Consider the following 18,747-nt stretch of genomic DNA (forward strand, 5'->3'; position numbering starts at 1 on the left):
GTAAAAGTACTTATGGCGCTGTTCTTATTGATTAAGCAAAAAGAATCAAACAGTACATAATATAATAAACCCCCGAAATCAATTTAATTTCGAGGTTTACTTTTTTACATTAAAATAATTAATCACCAGCAGGTACTGACATGGTTGTCAGCTGCTTTTTAGCGGTTTTAAGATACCAGACGGCCTCGTCAACTTGAGCGATAGTCGCTTTGTCAGATCTTATTACGGCAGAGGCATTACTTAAGGAGCTATCATAATTATTCATTAGGTTCGTATCATAATTAGCATTTTGATCTAAATCTTTGCCTTCATTGAACAGTGCTAGTAGTTCTTGTTTTTCAGGTGATGTTGCAATCCTTTGACCTTTTTCAGCCTGCTCAATTGTATTAAGTGCTTTCAGCTTTAAACCACTGCGAATTTTAACATCGCTAACTTTGATAAAGTTATTTCCATAGTTCAATTTTTTGTTATTTGTGCGGTGTACTGAATCTGGATCTTGTATTGGATCTGGGTGGCTGTCATCAACAACATTATCATCACTGTAATTTAAGCAATGATAAAATAACTCAGCCTTGTTTTCTTCAGGAACCCAGATGTACATTAAACCATCAACTGTAATATCACTATACAGTGGTTTAATGATGCGTTTGCCAATTGCCTTTCCAGAGAAATCATAAAGTTCAACACTATTGCCATTGCCTGATAATGAGGTGACATAAGTGTAAACTAAGTCGCGATAATCAATGACAGGTAAGTCTCTTTGAAGTTTAATTTCGGTAGCATCTACATATTCGTCAGGATGGTCGTGCAGTCTGTAAAGATAGTTGTCAAAGCCGTCACTTAGGTAAGGAATAACAGCTAAATCAAGCTTAATCTTTTGTCCTTTTTTCAATTTACGTTTTGCTTCGGAATAATTCACCGTTATGCTATTGGTGTTTTTAAGGACAGTAGCCGTTGAAGTACCGTTATAACGAGCAACGTGCCCATTGATATAGCCGACATTGGCGGCATTGACGTAACGATTATGTCCTAAGGAATAAAAATATTTTCCTTTTATTTTGTAGGTGGGTATATATTGGGGTTGTAAGTATCTGGCGACATCCCTCAGGTAGTAAAAATATTTTGGTGTTTTGGTAGCAGCCTTAGCTTTACCCTGATATTTGACAACTGAATTAGTTCTTAGTTTTTTTCCAGTTGCTTTGCCAGCCTTGGTATAAACTAGTGCATCACGTTTAATTGTCAATGTACCTTGTGCGACATTGCGTCCCTTGACTTTTAAAACGTTTGCTTCATTAACGTAATAGTTATGTCCAAGGTCGTAAAATTTTTGACCATTGATTTTTTTGGTACCGTAGTAGGGCTGGCTGCTTCTGTGATCGCCAAAATCATCGCTTTTCATGTCTGTAATCAAGTAACCTGTAGGACTGACAGCAAAATCACTAGGAACGCGATAGCCGTGATTGTCATTCAATTTTATTTTATTGCCTGCTTGAGTATAAACATAATCGTTTTTAAACAGCGTAATTTTTCCTTTGGATTTTCGAGCAGCTTTTACTGTTTGAAAATTGGTTATATGCGTCAACATTGGACTAGCAGTTAATAATAAGGCTGTTAGTCCAATACAAATTTTCTTAAAAAGTTTCATATTATGACCTCACAAAGATGAGCTTATAGTTTAATATTATTGTAACCCAAAATGAAATTCAAATTTACTTTATCTAGGAAATTTAATGGATTTTGTCTAACATTCATCATTTTCTTATAACTAAGATAGTTATATTTTACAATGTTTTTGGGTTGAGATGGCTTATAATTAAATGAATGAAAAAGGAGGTCATGATAAATGAATCATAACCATTCAAAACAAATTTTAGGGTTAATTAAAAAAGTTGGCGTTAGTAGTAGTCTGGCTTTTTATGGACTGAACTTAATGGCAGATACTGTTAAACCAGTTTTCGCTGTGGCTAATAAACCGGCTACTACCAATAAAGTGGATAATGGAATTCAAGAATTACCAGGTATTTGGTCAGGCAAAGATGGTGACTGCAACTGGGAGTATGATATTGTTACCAGAACTCTGACAATTAAAGGAACTCAGAAAAATAGTACTCTTTCGAGTTGTCCGTTTAATGAAGAATGGACTTGGGGAGATAATATTACTCATATTGTTTTTGCCTCCCCGGTAAAACTCCCAGCAGATTCAAAAAATAAATTTAGCAAGCTAAATAATCTGAAGGACATTAAAGGCTTGGACTTGGTTGACACCAGTGAAGTAACTGATATGAAAGGTTTATTTGCTAGGGATGAAGCTCTGACTGAGCTTGATTTAAGTCATTTTCAAACTGATAAAGTAACAGATATGAGTGGTATGTTTGAGTCTACAGGACTATCAACGCTAGACTTGAGCAGTTTTAATACTAGTAGTGTTATTAAAATGAATTCTATGTTTAGTGGCTGCACTGCCAAAAGCATTAACTTGACTAGTTTCAATACCAGTCGTGTTACTGAAATGAGTAATATGTTTAGTTTAACCAAACTTCAAAATCTTAATTTTGATAACCTTGATACAAACAATGTGACTGATATGTCGGGAATGTTTGAGCAGGCTGATATTTCTAATTTAGATTTTGCCAAACTCAATACCAGTAAAGTTACAAACATGGGTTCCATGTTCTCTGGAACAACTGGGCTAAAAGTCTTGGATTTAAGTTCATTAGATACCAGTAATGTTATCAATATGTCAAATATGTTTGGTTCAAGCAAAATAACAAAACTAGTTTTAGACAATTGGGACACCAGTAATGTAACAAGTATGTCGTATATGTTTGCTGACTGTCCTGATTTAGCGGATGTCGACTTGAGTAAATTGAATACGACCAAAGTAACAAATATGTCATCCATGTTCGAAGGCTTTTCGCAGTTAGAGAAAATAAATCTAGCTAAGCTTGATACGCATAATGTTAAAAACATGAGAGGAATGTTTGCGGAAAATCCGAATGTAAAAAATATAGATTTAACGCATTTAGATACATCAAATGTAACCAATATGCGGGAAATGTTTGCGAAAGATTCTAACATAGAAAATCTGGATTTAAGTCATTTAAATACTGCTAAAGTTACCACCATGTTGAAGATGTTTTCTGGAGATCGATCTTTAACTAATTTAAACTTGGATGGCTGGAACACTGAGAATGTTAAAGACATGACTTGTATGTTTACGGGTAATGAGAGTTTGGTTAGCCTAGATCTTTCACATTTCAGAATGACTAATGTTAATACCACGACTGGGATGCTTAGTGATTGTTCTAATTTGGTTTATGTGAATTTAAGTGGCTGGCATTTACCAAAATTAGAATCTTCAACTACCATGTTTGAAAACGATAAAAAATTAGCTGCAGTTGACCTGAGTAATTTTAACATCCATAATAGTCAAATTTTGCTAAAAGCTGGTAATCCTAATGGCTTTGCAGTCAAGTTAGGACATTACAAATTGCGCAAGAGTTCGGGAGTGGGCAAAGGCTTTAAGCATATTCAAGCTGTTGGCAAAGGAACAATTAGAAACCCTAAGGGCAAAAAGTATACTGCAAAGCAGCTACAAAAACTTTATAGTCATTCTGCCAAGAAGAGTCCTAAAGAAACCTATGTCATGTATAATGGCAAAAAACCAGTGATGCCTAAATCGTTGAAGTTTAAATAAATTCTATTAGAGGACGTTTCAAGATAAAGGATCAATAGCTGATTCATAATGTAGAGTATTAATTAAAGCAATAATGGGATTAGTTCACTTAGCGTGCGAATTAATCCCGTTTTTTAATAAAATAATCTTTCGTAAATTTCTAGTTCTAAAATACTTGTATAATTGGAAGTAGTAGAAGGTTGAAACTAAATAGAGGGAAATATAATGAAGCAAGAATCATTGTTTGCAAATAATGGTGAAAATGAGCCATTGGCTAACCGCGTACGTCCCCAAAATCTAGATCAATTTGTAGGACAGGAACAGCTTTTGGGACCAGGAAAAATATTGCGGGAAATTATTGATAATAATCAAGTTTCTTCAATGATTTTTTGGGGTCCACCGGGAGTTGGGAAAACAACTTTAGCAGAAATTATTGCTAGGCAAAGTCAGGCCAGCTTTTTCAATTTTAGCGCGGTTGATAACAGTATTACCAAGATTCGTAAAATTATGAAGCAAGCTGAGCAAGAACACGAAATGGGGCAAAAGACACTAGTCTTTGTTGACGAGATTCATCGCTTTAATAAAGCACAACAAGATGCATTTTTACCCTACGTTGAGCGTGGCAGTATTACTTTGATTGGAGCTACGACTGAAAATCCTTCGTTTGAAGTCAACTCGGCTTTGCTATCACGCTGTAAAGTGTTTGTTTTAAAGCCTCTAGAAGTTGCTGACATTATTAAGTTATTGAAAAATGCGCTGGCCAATCCTAATGGTTTTGGCAAACTGTCAGTTAAAATTAGCGACCAAGAAATTAAAGCAATTGCCAAGTTTGCCAACGGCGACGCAAGAACAGCATTGAACACGCTGGAAATGGCGGTTTTAAACGGTCATAAAACTGGTAATACGGTCAGTGTAACTATGGATGGCTTGTCGCAGTTAATCACGCAAAAATCAGTCTTGTATGATAAAGACGGTGAAGAGCACTACAACATCATTTCAGCGCTTCACAAGTCGATGCGTAACAGCGATGTAGATGCGGCAATTTATTGGCTGTCGCGGATGCTTGAAGGTGGAGAAGATCCACTATATATTGCTCGCAGATTGGTGCGCTTTGCCAGTGAAGATATTGGCTTGGCGGACACTAATGCATTAAATGTAGCTATCAATGTTTTTCAGGCTTGTCAGTTTTTAGGAATGCCTGAATGTGATGTGCATTTGACGGAAGCAGTGATTTATCTGGCGCTTGCGCCAAAGTCAAATGCGGTTTATAAAGCTAGATTAGCTGCTGAAGATGATGTCAAAAAGACGATTGATGAACCAGTGCCATTACAGATTCGCAATGCACCAACCAAGTTAATGAAGGACCTAGGTTATGGCAAAGATTACCAATTGGCTCATTATGCTAAAGACAAGTTAACGACAATGAAAACTATGCCGCCAAATTTAGAAGGCCATGAATATTATTTGCCAACTTCGCAAGGTCATGAAGACCGCTTTAAAAAGAGGCTGGAGCAGATTAAAGAATGGCACAGAGAAAACGATGATTAAGGCGAGACTAAGAGAGTATATAAAAAGGTATTAGATCAGAAATCTAATACCTTTTTTGTTACAACTAATAACATTTATACTTTTAATTAGTGGATATTTATAGGTTCTTCAGTAGGTTTACCCGGAAGTTTCTTAATATTAATCAGCTTTTTCTTTAGTTTGGAATGATACAAGTAAGAGCCATTGTTTGATAAAAAGACGACGCCTGACTCTTTGCCATCTGTATCTTTTAAGGTAAAAGTGCTGTTACTTACACGTTTATAAGTACCTCTTTCAAATTTATGCCCGTCTACGTATATGGCATATTTGGGTTTCGTGCCACACGAAATTTCTACATGAGGATTTAAAGCATTTCCTGGCGTTGCAGTATTAGTAAAACCACCATAATTGGTAGGCGGTTTTCTAGTGGTATAGAGCAAAAAGCCTAATGTTACGATAAGTAAAAGTGCGAGAACGCAGGTGCTGATTTTGTAGCCGTTTTTCTTCATGAGTTTTCTCCTGTTGATGAGGTAAAATAAACTGGTTTAACCAGCTAATATAAAAGACGGGTTATATTATCTATATATAATAATAGAAATAGATTTTTGTCAAACGTAATTAAGCAAGATATAGAGCCGCGATAATGTAATTAGAGGCTACATTGAGTATTACAATCAGAAAAGAATCAAAATCAAACTAAAAGGACTAACTCCGATTGAATATCGGAAGTTAGTCCTCAGTTAGCAGCTAATTAAAGTGTCCTAATTTTAGGGTTCACATCATTTTTGGAACATCTTTTTATTTAAAGTTAGTTGTTTTGAAAATTATTCAAGAACTTCGCTGTTTTCTCATTTTGAGGATGATTGAATAGTTGGTCTGGTTTACCTTGCTCGGCAATTACCCCGTCACTGATGAAAAACATTTGATCAGAAATTTCTTTAGCAAATGCCATTTCGTGCGTCACGATAATCATCGTTAAACCGGTTGTTGCCAAGTTTTTCATAACGCTTAAAACTTCACCGACCATTTCAGGATCAAGAGCACTTGTGGGCTCATCGAATAATAAAATTTCCGGATCCATCGAAATAGCACGAGCAATGGCAACACGTTGCTGTTGTCCACCAGAAAGTTGACTTGGGCGGGCGTTGATGTATTGTTCCATTCCAACTTTTTCTAAGTTGGCAAGGGCGATTTTACGTGCTTCGTCCTTGGAGCGTTTTAAGACTAGCTCTTGGCCAACCATGCAATTAGCTAAAACATTTTTGTTTTCGAAAAGATCGAATTGTTGGAAAACCATCCCAACTTTAGCACGGTAAATATTACGATTATAGTTTTGCTCAAGGACGTTTTCACCGTGGAAGTGAATTTCACCAGCTGTGGGCTCTTCCAGTAAATTAATGCAGCGTAAAGTGGTTGATTTACCACCACCTGACGGGCCAATAATAGTTGCGATTTCGCCTTTTTTAATATCAAGTGAAATATCGCGTAACACCTGGTGTTGTCCAAAAGTTTTTTGCAAATGCTGTAAGCTTAAAATAGTTTCATTTGATTCAGTCATTATTTTTTGGCCTCCATATCCTGAGCTGTGCCTACTTGAACTTGATTAGCCATTAAGTTGTAGTTTTTGTTTCCTTGCAAGTGCTTTTCAATCAGATTAAAGATTCTGGTAATTGTAAAGGTTAAAATCAGGTAGATAGCTGAAATTGTCAGGTAAGTTGGGAAGAACTTAAAGGTCTGACTGGCAATTGTTGTACCGACAAAGAAAAGTTCCGAGACTGAAATAATACTCAAAACAGAAGTGTCCTTAATATTAACGATGAACTCGTTAGTAATTGAAGGTAAACAGTTCTTAATAGCTTGAGGCAAAATAATATGCCACATTCTTTGGTTATGGGTCATTCCTAATGCGCTGGCAGCTTCAAATTGTCCTTCTGGAGTGGAAATAATTCCACCACGAATAATTTCTGCCAAGTATGCGCCTGTGTTAATCGAAACAATTACTAGTGCAGCAAGTGTACGATCGATATTGATGTGCCAGAATTGAGCAATTCCATAATAAATTACGGCTGCTTGTACCATCATTGGGGTACCGCGGAAAACTTCAATATAAACGGATAGGAGCCAGTTAATAAACTTCGAAAACCATCTTTTACCTCTGCTAGTTGGGGTAGGGATAGTCCTAATAATACCAACGAAAAGACCGATGAAGAAACCGGCAATCGTACCAACTGAAGCAAGAAGAAGGGTCATACCAATACCACTTAAAATCATGCCGCCAAATTGTTTCCAAACACTGACGAGCCAAGGATCTTGTTTGCCTTTCTTGCTAGTTTCATCAGTTTTTGGTTGTTGTGAAATGGCGGTAGTCATTAGCTTGGTTCTTTCAGAATTTGGAATAGTAGCTAAGACTTGGTTAACTTGCTTGAGTAAATCCTTGTTTGGCTTGGCGATGCCGATTGCAGTAGTTGAATCCTCTTTAGAAATGCGGAAACCTGCCATTTTACTAATTGGGATTGCCTTGATGTCAGGGTCAACCATTTTAAATGAGGTTGATTCGGTATCTTCGGCAATATAGCCATCAATGGTACCAGAAATTAAGCTTTGACGCATTGCAGCAAAGTCACGCATTGCTGGTTGTCTTTTGGCACCTTTAAGTTGCTTAATTAGTGCATAGTGCGAAGTACCTTGCTGAGCAGTTAACTTAGCACCTTTAAAATCGTTTAACGTTTTAGCGGTGGCGTATTTACTGTTGACTTTTGTAATAACAACAAAAGTACTGTTTCGATATGGTTTAGTAAAATTAATCGCTTTTGCACGCTCAGCAGTTGGACTCATTCCGGCAATAATCAGGTCAGCTTTGCCACTGGTTAAAGCTGGAAGTAAACCATCCCACTCAGTCTTGACTACAACAACCTTACGATGCAATTGTTTACCAATTATTTTTGCGATTTTAACATCATAGCCGTTGGCATATGTGCGTGAGCCTTCGATTGGCACCGCACCATTTTTGTCTGTAGTTTGAGTCCAATTATATGGTTGGTAGTTGGCCTCCATTGCTACCTTTAGTTCACCATCATCTTTTTTGGCATCAACTTGTGTAATACCAAAATTGCTTGTAATGATGAAACTAAGCATCACCGTGATTAGAGCGGTAAACCACTTATTTCTTGACTTCATTTTGAAAACCTCCGAGAAATCTGTTTCAAATAAAGCCAATACAATAAAAAGCGTAAATAAAAACCTCGCTGTTTACAAAACAACGAGGTTATAATTGATCATATTTTAGACAAATCATATAGCGCTCCCCAGTATTAACTAGGACAGTCTGCAAGATCTTCTCCTGCAGCCCAACGAAAGTGTTAAAGCGAATAGCACTTTTGTTTCGGCGATAACTCTTACGCTAATCTTCATTGTGTTCGTTCACTCAGATTAGTTTCGTAATTACCGCAACCTCTATTGCATTGGAAATTATTTAACTTAACCAACAGGATAGGCTAAAAAGGTTAACTTGTCAACAGCTATAAACCAAATGTGTATTCTTACCAGTTTTTATAGTTGAAATTAGCGCTTATTGCCAGCCATTATTAGCACGATAATCATTTTTCTTCATTCGCGAAACATATGGATTGCCGGCAACAAAAAAACGCAATGGTTTATTTGCCCATTCCAATTCAGATTGGTTGACACCGATGCGGGCACTCTTAGCAATTTCTTGCGGCCTTTTTTGATGTTGATCATTTAAGTCGATTGCAAAGGGTGAATCACTTAAAAAATGTAGATCCCAATTTTTATCATGAATGCCAAAAGCCTGCATCATTTTAGCGGGGCCGTTTGTTAATAAAACTCCGTCTTTGCCTGAGCGATTACTAATCATTTGTTCAATTCCCCAGGCAGGTTCAATTGCTCTGATTAAGACACCTTGTGGTTCATCTTTTGCTTGAGTTGCAACATCGAAAAAGAAGTATTGTCGTTGAGCATAAATATAGATTGTTCCGCCGCGGCCATAAAGACCTTCGTTTGCAGGACTACGATGACCACCATAAGAATGTGCCGCACGATCTTTTTTTCCTAAGTATGCTTCTGCTTCGACAATATAACCGCCAAGAGTGCGTTTGCCATCATTATAAGTTAATGGCCGACCAAGTAGATCGGCACTAATTTCTTCAGTTGAGTAGTTAGTAAAGTAAGTTGAATAATCCATTTTTCCCTTGAGTAGTACACCAGATTTAACAAAGAGGTGAATAAAGTGAATCAGATAAAATTAGTTCGAATTTATGAAAAAGAGCAGCCTGCGGGGTATCGCATTTTAGTGGATCGATTATGGCCACGAGGTATAAGCAAGACAGATGCCAGCCTTGATGTTTGGGCTAAGGAACTTGCACCCAGTAAAGAGCTTCGCAAGTGGTTTAATCATGATGATAATAAATTTATGCAATTTAAGCAAAGGTATCTAGCAGAACTTGAAGCAAATTCAGCCATGGCCGAGTTTGTGTCCATAGTGAAAAAGCAGTTGCGGAAACAAGACGTGTTGTTTTTATACGGTGCTAAAAATAAAGAGCATAACCAGGCGGTTGTGCTCAAAGAAAAAATTATTTCTCAATTATAGTTAACGACCATGCTTTTTAAGCCGTAAAAAGTGAAACGCAATTGTGATAATTAAGACGCCAAAAACAATAATCGCAAAAACAGTGTTCGGTAATTCATAGTGAAGTGGTGGTAATGAAACAAGCAATTTTAAGGCGATAATTGCAATCAAAACGTAGGCCATTGGCTGCAATTCAGGAATAATATCCATTAATTTGATAATTATTTCGGCGACACCTCGCATACATAAAATTCCAATCATGCCACCAATTAAAACAACAACAGGATTACTCGAGACGGCTAGTGCGGCCAAAACAGAATCAATTGAAAAGACGATATCCATTGCTTCAATTGAAATAACTGTTCGCCAGAAAAGTGATAAAAAGTGTTTGCCCTTTTTGGGCGAATGCTGTGCAATTTTTTCGCCTTCGGCTTTTTCTTCAGCTTGCGCTTTTTGCGGATGACGCTGATCATAGAAAAACTTAAAGGCTAGGTAAAACAGGTATAAACTGCCCGCTAACTTAATTTCCCAAAAGTTAATTAGGTAAGTGCCAATTCCGATTACAATAAAGCGAAAAATATAGGCTCCCCACATACCATAGAATAGCGATTTTTCTTGCTCTTTCTTGGTGGGTAATACCTTAGTCTGTGCGGCTAAAACAACTGCATTATCAACTGAAAGCAGACATTCCATTAAAATAAGTGTCAGAATGATTAGCCAGTCCTTGCCACTGGTTAAAACATGGAGCCAATTGCTAGCACTAAAAAATGGAGCATACATTTTAATAATTGACATTTAAAAAACTCTTTTCTAAGTGCTCAAACTGAATAAATAATCAGTTCGCGCATTAAACAATTGCTAGTATTTTACCACAAGGCAAGAGAAGTGCTCCTAATAAGTGAAATAAATTATAGACTTAGATTTGCTGGAAAACATCCAGTGCATCACCGATGATGGCGGAAATGCCTGCAGCAGGAATAGCCGTTTTATTGATTGCCCAAACCTTTGCGTCCGGCTGACGGTAAGAAAGAAGCTGAGCGAAAGGATAGACTACAAAGCTGGTGCCGCAAATTATTATTAGATCTGACATGCTCATAGCATTAATTGACTTAGAAAGGTTTGTTTGGTCGATTTGCTCACCGTATAAGACAATACCGGGACGAATGATGCCGCCACAATTTTTATGGCGGAAAGAGTTAGCATATTCTTGATATGAAACTGGCTGACGACATTTTGTACAGTAAATATCATATAAACTACCATGAAATTCTGTTACATGGTGATTATTTGCCTTATGGTCAAGGTGATCGACATTTTGTGTGATTAGGTCGCCTTTTTCATTACAAAATTCCGCAATTTTTTGATGAATTTTATTAGGTTGGGCATCAGGAAAATACATATTATTCATGACAAACTGATAGAAAAATTCAGGTCGCTGGTAGAGCGTTTCCTCACTTAAAATGGTCTCAGGGCTTTCATTAACTCCATCATAAATCCCGTTTTTTGAGCGGTAGTCGGGAATACCTGAGTGGGTAGAAACACCAGCACCTGTTAAAAAAGTAATGTGTTGTGCCTGGTTAAGATCATCTTTAAGTTCTGTTATTTGGGTTGAATCAATCATGTTTATGTCCTTTCTAAAAATGTGTTCCCATCTACTATACTGCTTTTAGCTGGGAAGATTAACTTCTTAATGAACAAAAGCTTAGGCGGAATTGACTATACACTTATCGATTAATTAATATTTTGTAATTAATAAGTGGTTAATATTGAAATGTTTTTGTAATAAATGTAAAATGAAATTATGTAATTTATTATTTAATTTTCATTTGGGGGACAAAAAATGAAACATAAATTTTTGAAAAACCTTCTATGTTCAGTAGCCGTTTTCTCTTCTTTTACAATATTGGGTCATTCAATTGAAGTAAAAGCAGCTAGTGCGGAGCAGCCAGCAGAAACTAATCAGGTCAAAGAACCCGATATAACTTATGTGCCTGCAGGACGTTTGGCAAAAGATGGCTATGTGTTCGTACTTTCACCAAAGGCCATTGTATATCCTGAATGCCCTAATTCTTCTAAGTATGATGTTCAACCATACAATAAGGATTGGGTTGAAAAAATGGTAGAAAAGAAGACCAAGTTCAAGATTACAGAATTTGGTTTGGGAAAGGTAGAAATTATGGGCCACCTTGTTGACCAAAGTGGAAAGCAGCAAGGCTGGATTAGCTTAGTCAATGGAAACTTCTATCACGTAGATGCTAAGAAAAAAGCTTTAAAGAAATTGATTAAGGCTGAAACAAAAGCTATGGATCAAAAATCTGACGGGAAAAAGGTTTCATTGAAACAGGCTGAAGCGGAGGCTAAGAAACTTCATGGTCATAACAGAAAAATTGCTCTGAAATCAATTAAGGAGTTAAAAGCCTGGCTTAATTACGATGGCGATTATCCGTACACTTATCTTCCCGCACTAACAATTGATAAATAGGCTAGAAGCTGGATCTATTAGTGCGATTCTTAAAGCACGTAACTTCAGTTTGATTATTAATTTAAGATATAGTAAAAGCCCCTAGGTGGAATTTTCCAAGCTAGGGGCTTTTCTTTTTACTATTTAATTATAGAAGTTGAATATGATGTTCTTCACACTCTTTGAGCATTTCGCTTGGCCAAACACTTGCCTGAACCTCACCAATATGAGCTTTACCAAGTAAGAGCATACATAAACGAGATTGACCAATTCCGCCACCAATGGTGTAAGGTAATTCACCTTTAAGTAGTTGACGATGGAAAGGCAATTTTTCGCGGTCAAGGCAGTCAGCTTTTTCGAGTTGCTCGTGGAGACTTTCAGGACTGACTCTGATGCCCATTGAAGAAACTTCAAGTTTTTGACCTAGAGGCTCATACCAGAAAATCAAATCACCGTTTAATGCCCAGTCATCGTAGTCAGGAGCACGGCCATCGTGTGGTAGACCACTACGCTTTAACTTATCACCGATTTTCATAATGAAAACAGCTTTTTCTTTTTTCGCAATCTTGTTTTCACGTTCCTCAGGACTTAAGTCAGGCCAGGTATCTTCAAGTTCTTGTGTAGTAACAAAGTGAACATCTTCTGGGAGTCGGTAGGTAGAAGCAGGATAGCGTTCGGCACATTCAGTTTCTACTTGCTTAATTGCTGAAAAGATTTTTCTAACCGTTTCTTTTAATGTGTCTTCGGTCCGTTCTTCTTTGGCGATGATCTTTTCCCAATCCCACTGGTCAACGTAAATTGAGTGGAAGTTGTCCAAATCTTCATCGCGACGGATAGCGTTCATGTTGGTAAAAAGACCTTCATGAATACCAAAGCCGTATTTCTTTAACGCCATACGCTTCCATTTGGCAAGTGAATGGACAATTTCAACTGTATCATCTTTAGGTAGATCTTTTGCATCAAAGGCAACTGGTCGTTCAACCCCGTTTAAGTTATCGTTCAATCCGGTATCTTTTTCAACAAAAAGTGGTGCCGACATTCTTTGTAAATGTAATTTTTGTCCTAAGACTTCTTGGAATCGTTCGCGGATGAAGACAATTGCTGCTTCTGTATCACGAATAGTTAGAGTTGGTTGGTATTTTTCTGGCAAAATTAAGGACATGTTGTTTACCTCCAAAAAATATTAAAGCAAAGAAAAAGCCCTTCGCCTTATTCTAATAGAACAAGGACGAAAGGCTTTTTTCCGCGGTACCACCTAGATTGTCCGAAATTCGGACCAACTCATGAAGCACAATCATGCTTCACCAGCGTGGTAACGTACTGGAGACGGCGCCACCTACTTTGTAATCATTTCAGTGTGCAGCTCAAAGTGTTTTTCGATAATTCAGGGTCTGCTAGTTTCGCACTATCACTAGTTCACTTAAAGAGATAAATTATTTACTCGTCTTTTTCATCGCATTTAATTTAATATTATTTAACAATTATTTTAATTAAAATGCAAGCAAAAATTAATTTTATTTCAAAAATTGTTTTAGCAAACCAAAAAGCCGTGTTCTGTTATAATGGGTAAGTATATTTACTGAGAGGAATTTTTATGGCAAGTTTTTATCTTATTATGGATGCCATACTGCTTGGTTATACTTGTTATAGCTGGTATTGGCAGGCCAACATTAACTTGAGAGGACATTACCGTTCCTCTTCAATTATCTGGGCGATAATTTTCATTTGGATTGGTTTTGCTTGGCAGCTGCTTGAAAAAGGCGATCCGGGAATAGCTATCTTTTTAGCCATCATTTTATTGATGAGCATCATTGATGGTTTTACTGGTTTTGCTTCTAAAAGAGTAGTAGTTTCCGGTTACTTTCGTCGCACGGTGCCATATTCAGAAATAGCTTTGGTAACTTTAATCAAAGTGCCCAACCCAAAGAAGAATGCTGTTATTTGCATAATTACAACCCAGAAAAATCGGCAATATTATTTACAATTTTCTACTGGTGTAGCCCAGATTGTTGAAACAATTAAAAGCTACGCACACAACAGTATTAGAATTGAAATTCAAGATATTCTATAAATGTGTTAAACGCAAGTTAAAACCCAATTCCTAATTTAAAGGAATTGGGTTTTTCTTTGTTTATAAAATAGGTGATAGCATTCTTGAAAAACTTTGCAAAGTCCGCAACCAGCGTCCTTGCTGCTCAATCATTTCTGGAGTAAGCAAAGTAGAGTCTTGCATATCCTGCTCGAATGACTTCGCTACTTCTTCAGTGAAATTCTTATCATAAAAAACAGCTACGTCTTCAAAATTCAGGTCGTAGGAACGATAGTCCTGATTCATTGAGCCAACTGTTGAAAAATCATCATCGACAACAATCGTTTTGGCATGAATAAAGCCCTTGTCATAAATATAAATTTTAACGCCATAGCGTGAAAGCTCGTTTGCATACCACTGCGTTGCCCGATAAATGAAGGGATGATCTGGCTTGCATGGAATCATGATTCGCAAATCAACTCCTGACATGGCAATTGTTTGCAAAGTAGCAAACATCGCGTCATCTGGAATTAAGTAAGGTGTTTGGAGCCACAGGCGTTTTTTCGCCTGGAACATTAGTTTAATGATCCCGTTACGCATATTGGCGTTATCACGATCGGGACCGTCAGAAATAATTTGGGTTGCTACATCACCAGGATGAATCTCATTTTCATCTAAATCAGGGAAAAGCAGGGTGTTAAAGGTGATCAATTGGGCTTCATCTTGAATTGAGGCGTTCCAATCCATAACAAAACGCTCTTGCAAAAGTAATGATGCAGAACCAACAATACGAACTTGGCTATCACGCCAGTAGCCGAATTTCTTTTTGCGGCCAAGGTATTGGTCACCAACATTAAAGCCACCGGTCCATGAAGTCTTTCCGTCGACAATCACAATTTTACGGTGCAAATGATAGTTAATTCGATACCGCGTAATCATGTTTCTGGAAGTAACAAAGGGAAGAACCTCCCCACCGGCTTTATTTAATTGGTCGAACCAGGCCTTAGTGGCACCGAGAGACCCCCATGCATCGTAAAGTAGCTTTACTTTGACACCTTCTTTGGCTTTTTTAATCAATAAATTAAGCATTTTATTGCCGATCTCATCATTGTAAAAAGTATAGAACTCAACGTTGATTGTTTGTTGAGCATTTTCAATGTCACTTATCATGTCATGAAACATTTGCTCGCCGTCAGTATATAACTTGACGTGATTGTTTTTACTTAATGGTGATTCACTGTTGCGGTCGAAAAAGTGCACAACCATTTTGGCCTTGTTAGAGGTGTCAGAAGCACTGATTTTTTTCGGTGCCTTAGTAATTGACTTCTGAACATTGCGTAAACCAATATGGTGCTGTTTGTTGATAGCAAAAATATTTTCCTGTGAAATTCCGCGGCCAAAAAAGCCGTAAAGTGTAATTCCAATCACAGGAAATACTAGCAAAATAATCAGCCAAGCCCATGTGGTAGAAACTGAGCGTCGTCGATGAAAGACAATGTAAAAGGCTAAAATAGTATTAGTAATAATGATAATGTAAAAAATGTCGCGGAGCAGGGTCACGTGAATCCTCCAGAAAAATTAATCTTTTAGTCCAATAAATTTATCTATGATATTGATTACAAGTGGATTATCATGCATCCAGCTATGTTCGGCGTACTTTTTCCCACGAATTTCAACTTCATGGTAAGATTTAACGTTAGGAGCCAGAATATAACGAATGCTCTTGGCAGAAATCACAGAAATAAATTTATCGCTGTTAGTATTATCAAGTACATTACCATAAATGTTCAAGACAGAAATATTTGAATTGAAATGTTTTCGTCGAAGCATGAGATAGAGGTAATGTAAATTCATGACAGTGGGTCGTCCGCTGCTGTTAAGTTCATTTACATTAGGTATATCACCCATGTAAGTAACGCCATCAAAAGGCCCGGCAATAAAAGCGCATTTGGCTAAGTGCGGAAAATTCTTTTTCCGATACTTACGCATTTCCGTTCTGACAATGCAGGGGCAGGCTAATGAATGGGCAACTGCTGAGTAGTGCGTAAAATGATATCTTTTAGCTAAAAAGGGTAAAATAAACCGTAAGTAATAGTCAATCGCATATACACCAACGATTCGCTGCCGAAAGACAACCTGAACAATTGGATTCTTGTCGCCCGTCCAAGTTCCTTCGAGTTTGAAGTTACCCCATAAATCCGCTGTTACCTTGAGAAAATGAGGGTCTCCTTTATCTGCTAAGGCTTGTTTAACCATCATTTGAGTGGTGTAATCACCGCCGCGGAAGCCATGAAAGTAGATGATTGGAACTTGCTCAAATGATCCGCGTTTATTCTCAACTGTGACGTCATCTTCAATCTTTCTTTTATGTAGATGCAAAAAAATCCGCAAAGGAGCAATTGTTGCCAAAATAGCCAAAGAGATCATATTGAATTTACTTGGCTCTTCTGCTAGATTGAGTTTGCGGTTTTTCTCTGCTTCTTCCTTATATTTTTTAGTATTGAAGAACATACATGCCACCTTAAAAATTAAACTATCTATATTCTAACATTGCTAATCGTATTTTAGTGAGTGAGGTACATATGAAATTTTATGCAGTAAAAAAAGGCCGCCAGCCAGGTGTTTATCGCACCTGGGAAGCGGCCAAAAAACAAGTTGATGGCTATCCTAATGCCGAATATAAATCTTTTACCAAGGTAACTGACGCTACCGAGTATTTGGATTGGGATCAACCAACTATTGATCAGGTCTTTCAAAAAGATGAAGACTCGCTTAAACAAGCAATTGCCAAAATTCGGCAGGCTAGCCATGATGTTAAGCAAAAACAACCGGTCGCTGAACGTAAGCCTAAAGAACTCAAGGGCTCAGTAAATATGCAGCAAGATACAACAGCCTTTTTTGCGACAATTTACACGGACGGCGGGACCCGCAATACTGGCAACTTTAAGGGTGGTCACGTTAAGAAAACGGACAAAGCGGCTTGGGCTTACTTAATTGAGTGGGATGAAGCGGGCAAAAAATGCTCCACTTATGATTCAAATGGTGAGTTCGGCGCAACCAATAATAAAATGGAATTAACGGCGCTAATTGAAGCTTTGAAAAAACTAATTGAATTAGGCTTTAATCAGAAACCACTATTATTTGTCCTTGATTCACAGTATGTCTTAAATCCAATCACAAAAGGCTGGCTTAAGGGCTGGAAAAAACGTGGCTGGAAGAAGAGCACGCCAGGCGAAATTGCTAACTTGGAATGCTGGCAAGAACTGGATCAACTACTAGATCAGTTTACCGACGCTCAATTTGAATGGACAAAAGGCCATGCAAATAATCGCGGTAATGAATTTGTAGACCATACTCTTAATCAGTTCATGGATCAAATGTAACTAGAAGTTGATAACAATTGCTCCACTAAAGAGATGGCTGAAGAAGTTGGTCACATTATCCCACATTCTCTCAAGCCAATTGCGATTTTCTTGTGTGTTGATTTTGTCAAAAATATTTTTGGCGTTTTTCTTAATATTCTCGGATACTGCACCGGCTTGTTCTTTGAACTTGTTGTCTTTTAACGCACCAGAATTACGGATTTCAATTAGAACATTAATAATCTGTTGTTTCTGGTTGTTGTTAATTGTGTCACCCAAATGGTTAATGTTGATTTGATTGTTGACGATATCACGAATTTGACTATCGCTAATGTTGTTACCAACTTTACCCATTTCTTGCTTTGCTCCTGCAACTGCATTGTTCAATTGAGCATCAGAATAGCCGTCTTTATCTTTGTTTTCTTTGGTAATTTTGCTTAATGTGCCCATCTCATCCTGAGCAGCATTAACCTGGCTTTGGTTAAGATTTTCGCCTGTTTTGCTGTAAGCAGCGTAAACGCCGGCAAGTGCGCCTGAACCATCAATTGGCACAGCACTAGTAACGTAGATATTAGCATCTGCAATTCCGGCGGTAACAGCTGCATTCTTGTATTGATTGGCTGTAATCGTGGTAATGTTATTTCTTCCTTGATAATCAAGAATCCTTACATTAATACCACTACCTTGCGCTGTTTTTTGAATCATCGCACTGGACCAAACACCAGAATTGGTTGTAAAGTTGGAACCCGAAGGATTGAGGTATTTAACTAAGTCCGCCCCAGTAATGTTGATAGTTTGGTAGCTTGCCCCGTTTAGTGGATCGCTAAGAGTACTTAAAGTACCGCTGCGCTGGCTATTTGTAAGGGATGAACCAAGGCAGACAACCGGTAGGTCATCAGCCTTAACTGTCTGTTGCGGTCTGACTAGACCAATAGTACTAAATAACAGTGTCGTGATTGTAGCGACAAGTGAGATTGCTTTTTTCATAAAAATAATCAACTCCTTTTATCGCTATCAATTATACTAAATGCTGCTTATAAAAGTTTAAAATCGAGTTTAAAGGCGGCTAGTTTACGATATTTTTAATATTTAAGATGGTATAATATA

At 37.5% G+C, this 18,747-nt stretch carries 18 protein-coding genes, 1 riboswitch and 1 other annotated feature; of the genes, 7 read left to right on the forward strand and 11 right to left on the reverse strand.

All coding sequences use genetic code 11. The features are described 5' to 3' along the window. Positions 1-118: 118 nt before the first annotated feature. Positions 119-1,645, reverse strand: coding sequence for an SLAP domain-containing protein (locus DKL56_RS00565; protein WP_109715019.1), 1,527 nt, complete (start codon positions 1,643-1,645; stop codon positions 119-121). Positions 1,646-1,843: 198 nt separating this feature from the next. Here DKL56_RS00565 and DKL56_RS00570 point away from each other — a divergent pair, with 198 nt between their 5' ends. Together DKL56_RS00570 and DKL56_RS00575 are read left to right on the forward strand one after the other, a co-directional pair. Further along, positions 1,844-3,697 (forward strand): BspA family leucine-rich repeat surface protein, encoded by a 1,854-nt coding sequence (locus DKL56_RS00570; protein WP_109715020.1) that lies wholly within the window; start codon positions 1,844-1,846, stop codon positions 3,695-3,697. A gap of 204 nt (positions 3,698-3,901) precedes the next feature. After that, positions 3,902-5,224, forward strand: a complete 1,323-nt coding sequence (locus tag DKL56_RS00575) for a replication-associated recombination protein A (protein WP_109715021.1) — start codon at positions 3,902-3,904, stop codon at positions 5,222-5,224. 86 nt (positions 5,225-5,310) lie between these two features. On the opposite strand, the gene DKL56_RS00580 is transcribed toward DKL56_RS00575, so the two are convergent. Next, positions 5,311-5,712, reverse strand: a complete 402-nt coding sequence (locus tag DKL56_RS00580; protein ID WP_109715022.1) for a hypothetical protein — start codon at positions 5,710-5,712, stop codon at positions 5,311-5,313. Positions 5,713-5,851: 139 nt separating this feature from the next. On the opposite strand from DKL56_RS00580, the gene DKL56_RS07955 reads away from it, so the two are divergent. Next, positions 5,852-5,947, forward strand: coding sequence for an IS3 family transposase (locus DKL56_RS07955; protein ID WP_109716013.1), 96 nt, complete (start codon positions 5,852-5,854; stop codon positions 5,945-5,947). 64 nt (positions 5,948-6,011) lie between these two features. Here DKL56_RS07955 and DKL56_RS00590 read toward each other — a convergent pair whose 3' ends face one another. The 3 genes from DKL56_RS00590 to DKL56_RS00600 form a co-directional block, all read right to left on the reverse strand. Beyond that, the gene (locus tag DKL56_RS00590; protein WP_109715023.1) at positions 6,012-6,761 is read right to left on the reverse strand and encodes an amino acid ABC transporter ATP-binding protein; all 750 of its coding nucleotides are present in this window, start codon (positions 6,759-6,761) and stop codon (positions 6,012-6,014) included. Further along, complete coding sequence (locus DKL56_RS00595) at positions 6,761-8,380, reverse strand: ABC transporter substrate-binding protein/permease (protein WP_109715024.1); 1,620 nt, start codon at positions 8,378-8,380, stop codon at positions 6,761-6,763. The genes DKL56_RS00590 and DKL56_RS00595 overlap by 1 nt, the downstream gene beginning before the upstream one ends. Positions 8,381-8,491: 111 nt before the next feature. Continuing rightward, positions 8,492-8,667: riboswitch (Lysine riboswitch) on the reverse strand. Positions 8,668-8,771: 104 nt separating this feature from the next. Further along, positions 8,772-9,404: a DNA-3-methyladenine glycosylase gene (locus tag DKL56_RS00600; RefSeq protein WP_109715025.1), complete on the reverse strand. Its 633-nt coding sequence runs from the start codon at positions 9,402-9,404 to the stop codon at positions 8,772-8,774. A gap of 45 nt (positions 9,405-9,449) precedes the next feature. On the opposite strand from DKL56_RS00600, the gene DKL56_RS00605 reads away from it, so the two are divergent. Then, complete coding sequence (locus DKL56_RS00605; RefSeq protein ID WP_109715026.1) at positions 9,450-9,809, forward strand: DUF488 domain-containing protein; 360 nt, start codon at positions 9,450-9,452, stop codon at positions 9,807-9,809. Here the strand turns inward: DKL56_RS00605 and DKL56_RS00610 are convergent, their stop codons facing one another. Beyond that, positions 9,810-10,583: a TerC family protein gene (locus tag DKL56_RS00610; RefSeq protein WP_109715027.1), complete on the reverse strand. Its 774-nt coding sequence runs from the start codon at positions 10,581-10,583 to the stop codon at positions 9,810-9,812. Positions 10,584-10,704: 121 nt separating this feature from the next. Continuing rightward, positions 10,705-11,409, reverse strand: coding sequence for an NAD-dependent protein deacylase (locus tag DKL56_RS00615; protein ID WP_109715028.1), 705 nt, complete (start codon positions 11,407-11,409; stop codon positions 10,705-10,707). Between the two features lie 219 nt (positions 11,410-11,628). Between DKL56_RS00615 and DKL56_RS00620 the strand changes: the two genes are divergently transcribed. Then, on the forward strand, positions 11,629-12,270 hold the full coding sequence (locus tag DKL56_RS00620) for a hypothetical protein (RefSeq protein WP_109715029.1): 642 nt from the start codon (positions 11,629-11,631) through the stop codon (positions 12,268-12,270). A gap of 127 nt (positions 12,271-12,397) precedes the next feature. Here DKL56_RS00620 and asnA read toward each other — a convergent pair whose 3' ends face one another. Continuing rightward, positions 12,398-13,411 (reverse strand): aspartate--ammonia ligase, encoded by a 1,014-nt coding sequence (gene asnA / locus DKL56_RS00625; protein ID WP_109715030.1) that lies wholly within the window; start codon positions 13,409-13,411, stop codon positions 12,398-12,400. A 59-nt stretch (positions 13,412-13,470) separates the two neighbouring features. Continuing rightward, positions 13,471-13,712: a binding site (T-box leader), on the reverse strand. A gap of 131 nt (positions 13,713-13,843) precedes the next feature. Between asnA and DKL56_RS00630 the strand changes: the two genes are divergently transcribed. After that, positions 13,844-14,320 carry a hypothetical protein gene (locus tag DKL56_RS00630; RefSeq protein ID WP_046305882.1) on the forward strand — a complete coding sequence of 159 codons (477 nt, stop codon included), beginning with the start codon at positions 13,844-13,846 and terminating at the stop codon, positions 14,318-14,320. 60 nt (positions 14,321-14,380) lie between these two features. Here DKL56_RS00630 and cls read toward each other — a convergent pair whose 3' ends face one another. Beyond that, positions 14,381-15,838, reverse strand: coding sequence for a cardiolipin synthase (cls, locus tag DKL56_RS00635; protein WP_074426075.1), 1,458 nt, complete (start codon positions 15,836-15,838; stop codon positions 14,381-14,383). A gap of 18 nt (positions 15,839-15,856) precedes the next feature. Further along, positions 15,857-16,789 (reverse strand): alpha/beta hydrolase, encoded by a 933-nt coding sequence (locus DKL56_RS00640; RefSeq protein WP_109715031.1) that lies wholly within the window; start codon positions 16,787-16,789, stop codon positions 15,857-15,859. A gap of 71 nt (positions 16,790-16,860) precedes the next feature. On the opposite strand from DKL56_RS00640, the gene DKL56_RS00645 reads away from it, so the two are divergent. After that, positions 16,861-17,661 carry a ribonuclease H family protein gene (locus DKL56_RS00645; RefSeq protein WP_109715032.1) on the forward strand — a complete coding sequence of 267 codons (801 nt, stop codon included), beginning with the start codon at positions 16,861-16,863 and terminating at the stop codon, positions 17,659-17,661. Here the strand turns inward: DKL56_RS00645 and DKL56_RS00650 are convergent, their stop codons facing one another. Next, entirely contained in the window at positions 17,662-18,627 is a 966-nt protein-coding gene (locus DKL56_RS00650; RefSeq protein ID WP_109715033.1) for a DUF1002 domain-containing protein, read from the reverse strand. It lies immediately after the preceding gene. Positions 18,628-18,747 lie beyond the last annotated feature (120 nt).

The sequence above is a fragment of the Lactobacillus apis genome, assembly GCF_003150935.1.
Taxonomy (GTDB): Bacteria; Bacillota; Bacilli; order Lactobacillales; family Lactobacillaceae; genus Lactobacillus; species Lactobacillus apis.

Bases quoted from the DNA above. Each gene is read 5' to 3' on its own strand.
- DKL56_RS00645 (WP_109715032.1), top strand. From the start codon at position 16,861: ATGAAATTTTATGCAGTAAAAAAAGGCCGCCAGCCAGGTGTTTATCGC.
- DKL56_RS00620 (WP_109715029.1), top strand. From the start codon at position 11,629: ATGAAACATAAATTTTTGAAAAACCTTCTATGTTCAGTAGCCGTTTTC.
- DKL56_RS00570 (WP_109715020.1), top strand. From the start codon at position 1,844: ATGAATCATAACCATTCAAAACAAATTTTAGGGTTAATTAAAAAAGTT.
- DKL56_RS00580 (WP_109715022.1), bottom strand. From the start codon at position 5,712: ATGAAGAAAAACGGCTACAAAATCAGCACCTGCGTTCTCGCACTTTTA.
- DKL56_RS00630 (WP_046305882.1), top strand. From the start codon at position 13,844: ATGGCAAGTTTTTATCTTATTATGGATGCCATACTGCTTGGTTATACT.
- DKL56_RS00575 (WP_109715021.1), top strand. From the start codon at position 3,902: ATGAAGCAAGAATCATTGTTTGCAAATAATGGTGAAAATGAGCCATTG.
- asnA (WP_109715030.1), bottom strand. From the start codon at position 13,411: ATGTCCTTAATTTTGCCAGAAAAATACCAACCAACTCTAACTATTCGT.
- DKL56_RS00590 (WP_109715023.1), bottom strand. From the start codon at position 6,761: ATGACTGAATCAAATGAAACTATTTTAAGCTTACAGCATTTGCAAAAA.
- DKL56_RS00595 (WP_109715024.1), bottom strand. From the start codon at position 8,380: ATGAAGTCAAGAAATAAGTGGTTTACCGCTCTAATCACGGTGATGCTT.
- DKL56_RS00615 (WP_109715028.1), bottom strand. From the start codon at position 11,409: ATGATTGATTCAACCCAAATAACAGAACTTAAAGATGATCTTAACCAG.
- DKL56_RS00610 (WP_109715027.1), bottom strand. From the start codon at position 10,583: ATGTCAATTATTAAAATGTATGCTCCATTTTTTAGTGCTAGCAATTGG.
- DKL56_RS00565 (WP_109715019.1), bottom strand. From the start codon at position 1,645: ATGAAACTTTTTAAGAAAATTTGTATTGGACTAACAGCCTTATTATTA.
- DKL56_RS00650 (WP_109715033.1), bottom strand. From the start codon at position 18,627: ATGAAAAAAGCAATCTCACTTGTCGCTACAATCACGACACTGTTATTT.
- DKL56_RS00600 (WP_109715025.1), bottom strand. From the start codon at position 9,404: ATGGATTATTCAACTTACTTTACTAACTACTCAACTGAAGAAATTAGT.
- DKL56_RS00640 (WP_109715031.1), bottom strand. From the start codon at position 16,789: ATGTTCTTCAATACTAAAAAATATAAGGAAGAAGCAGAGAAAAACCGC.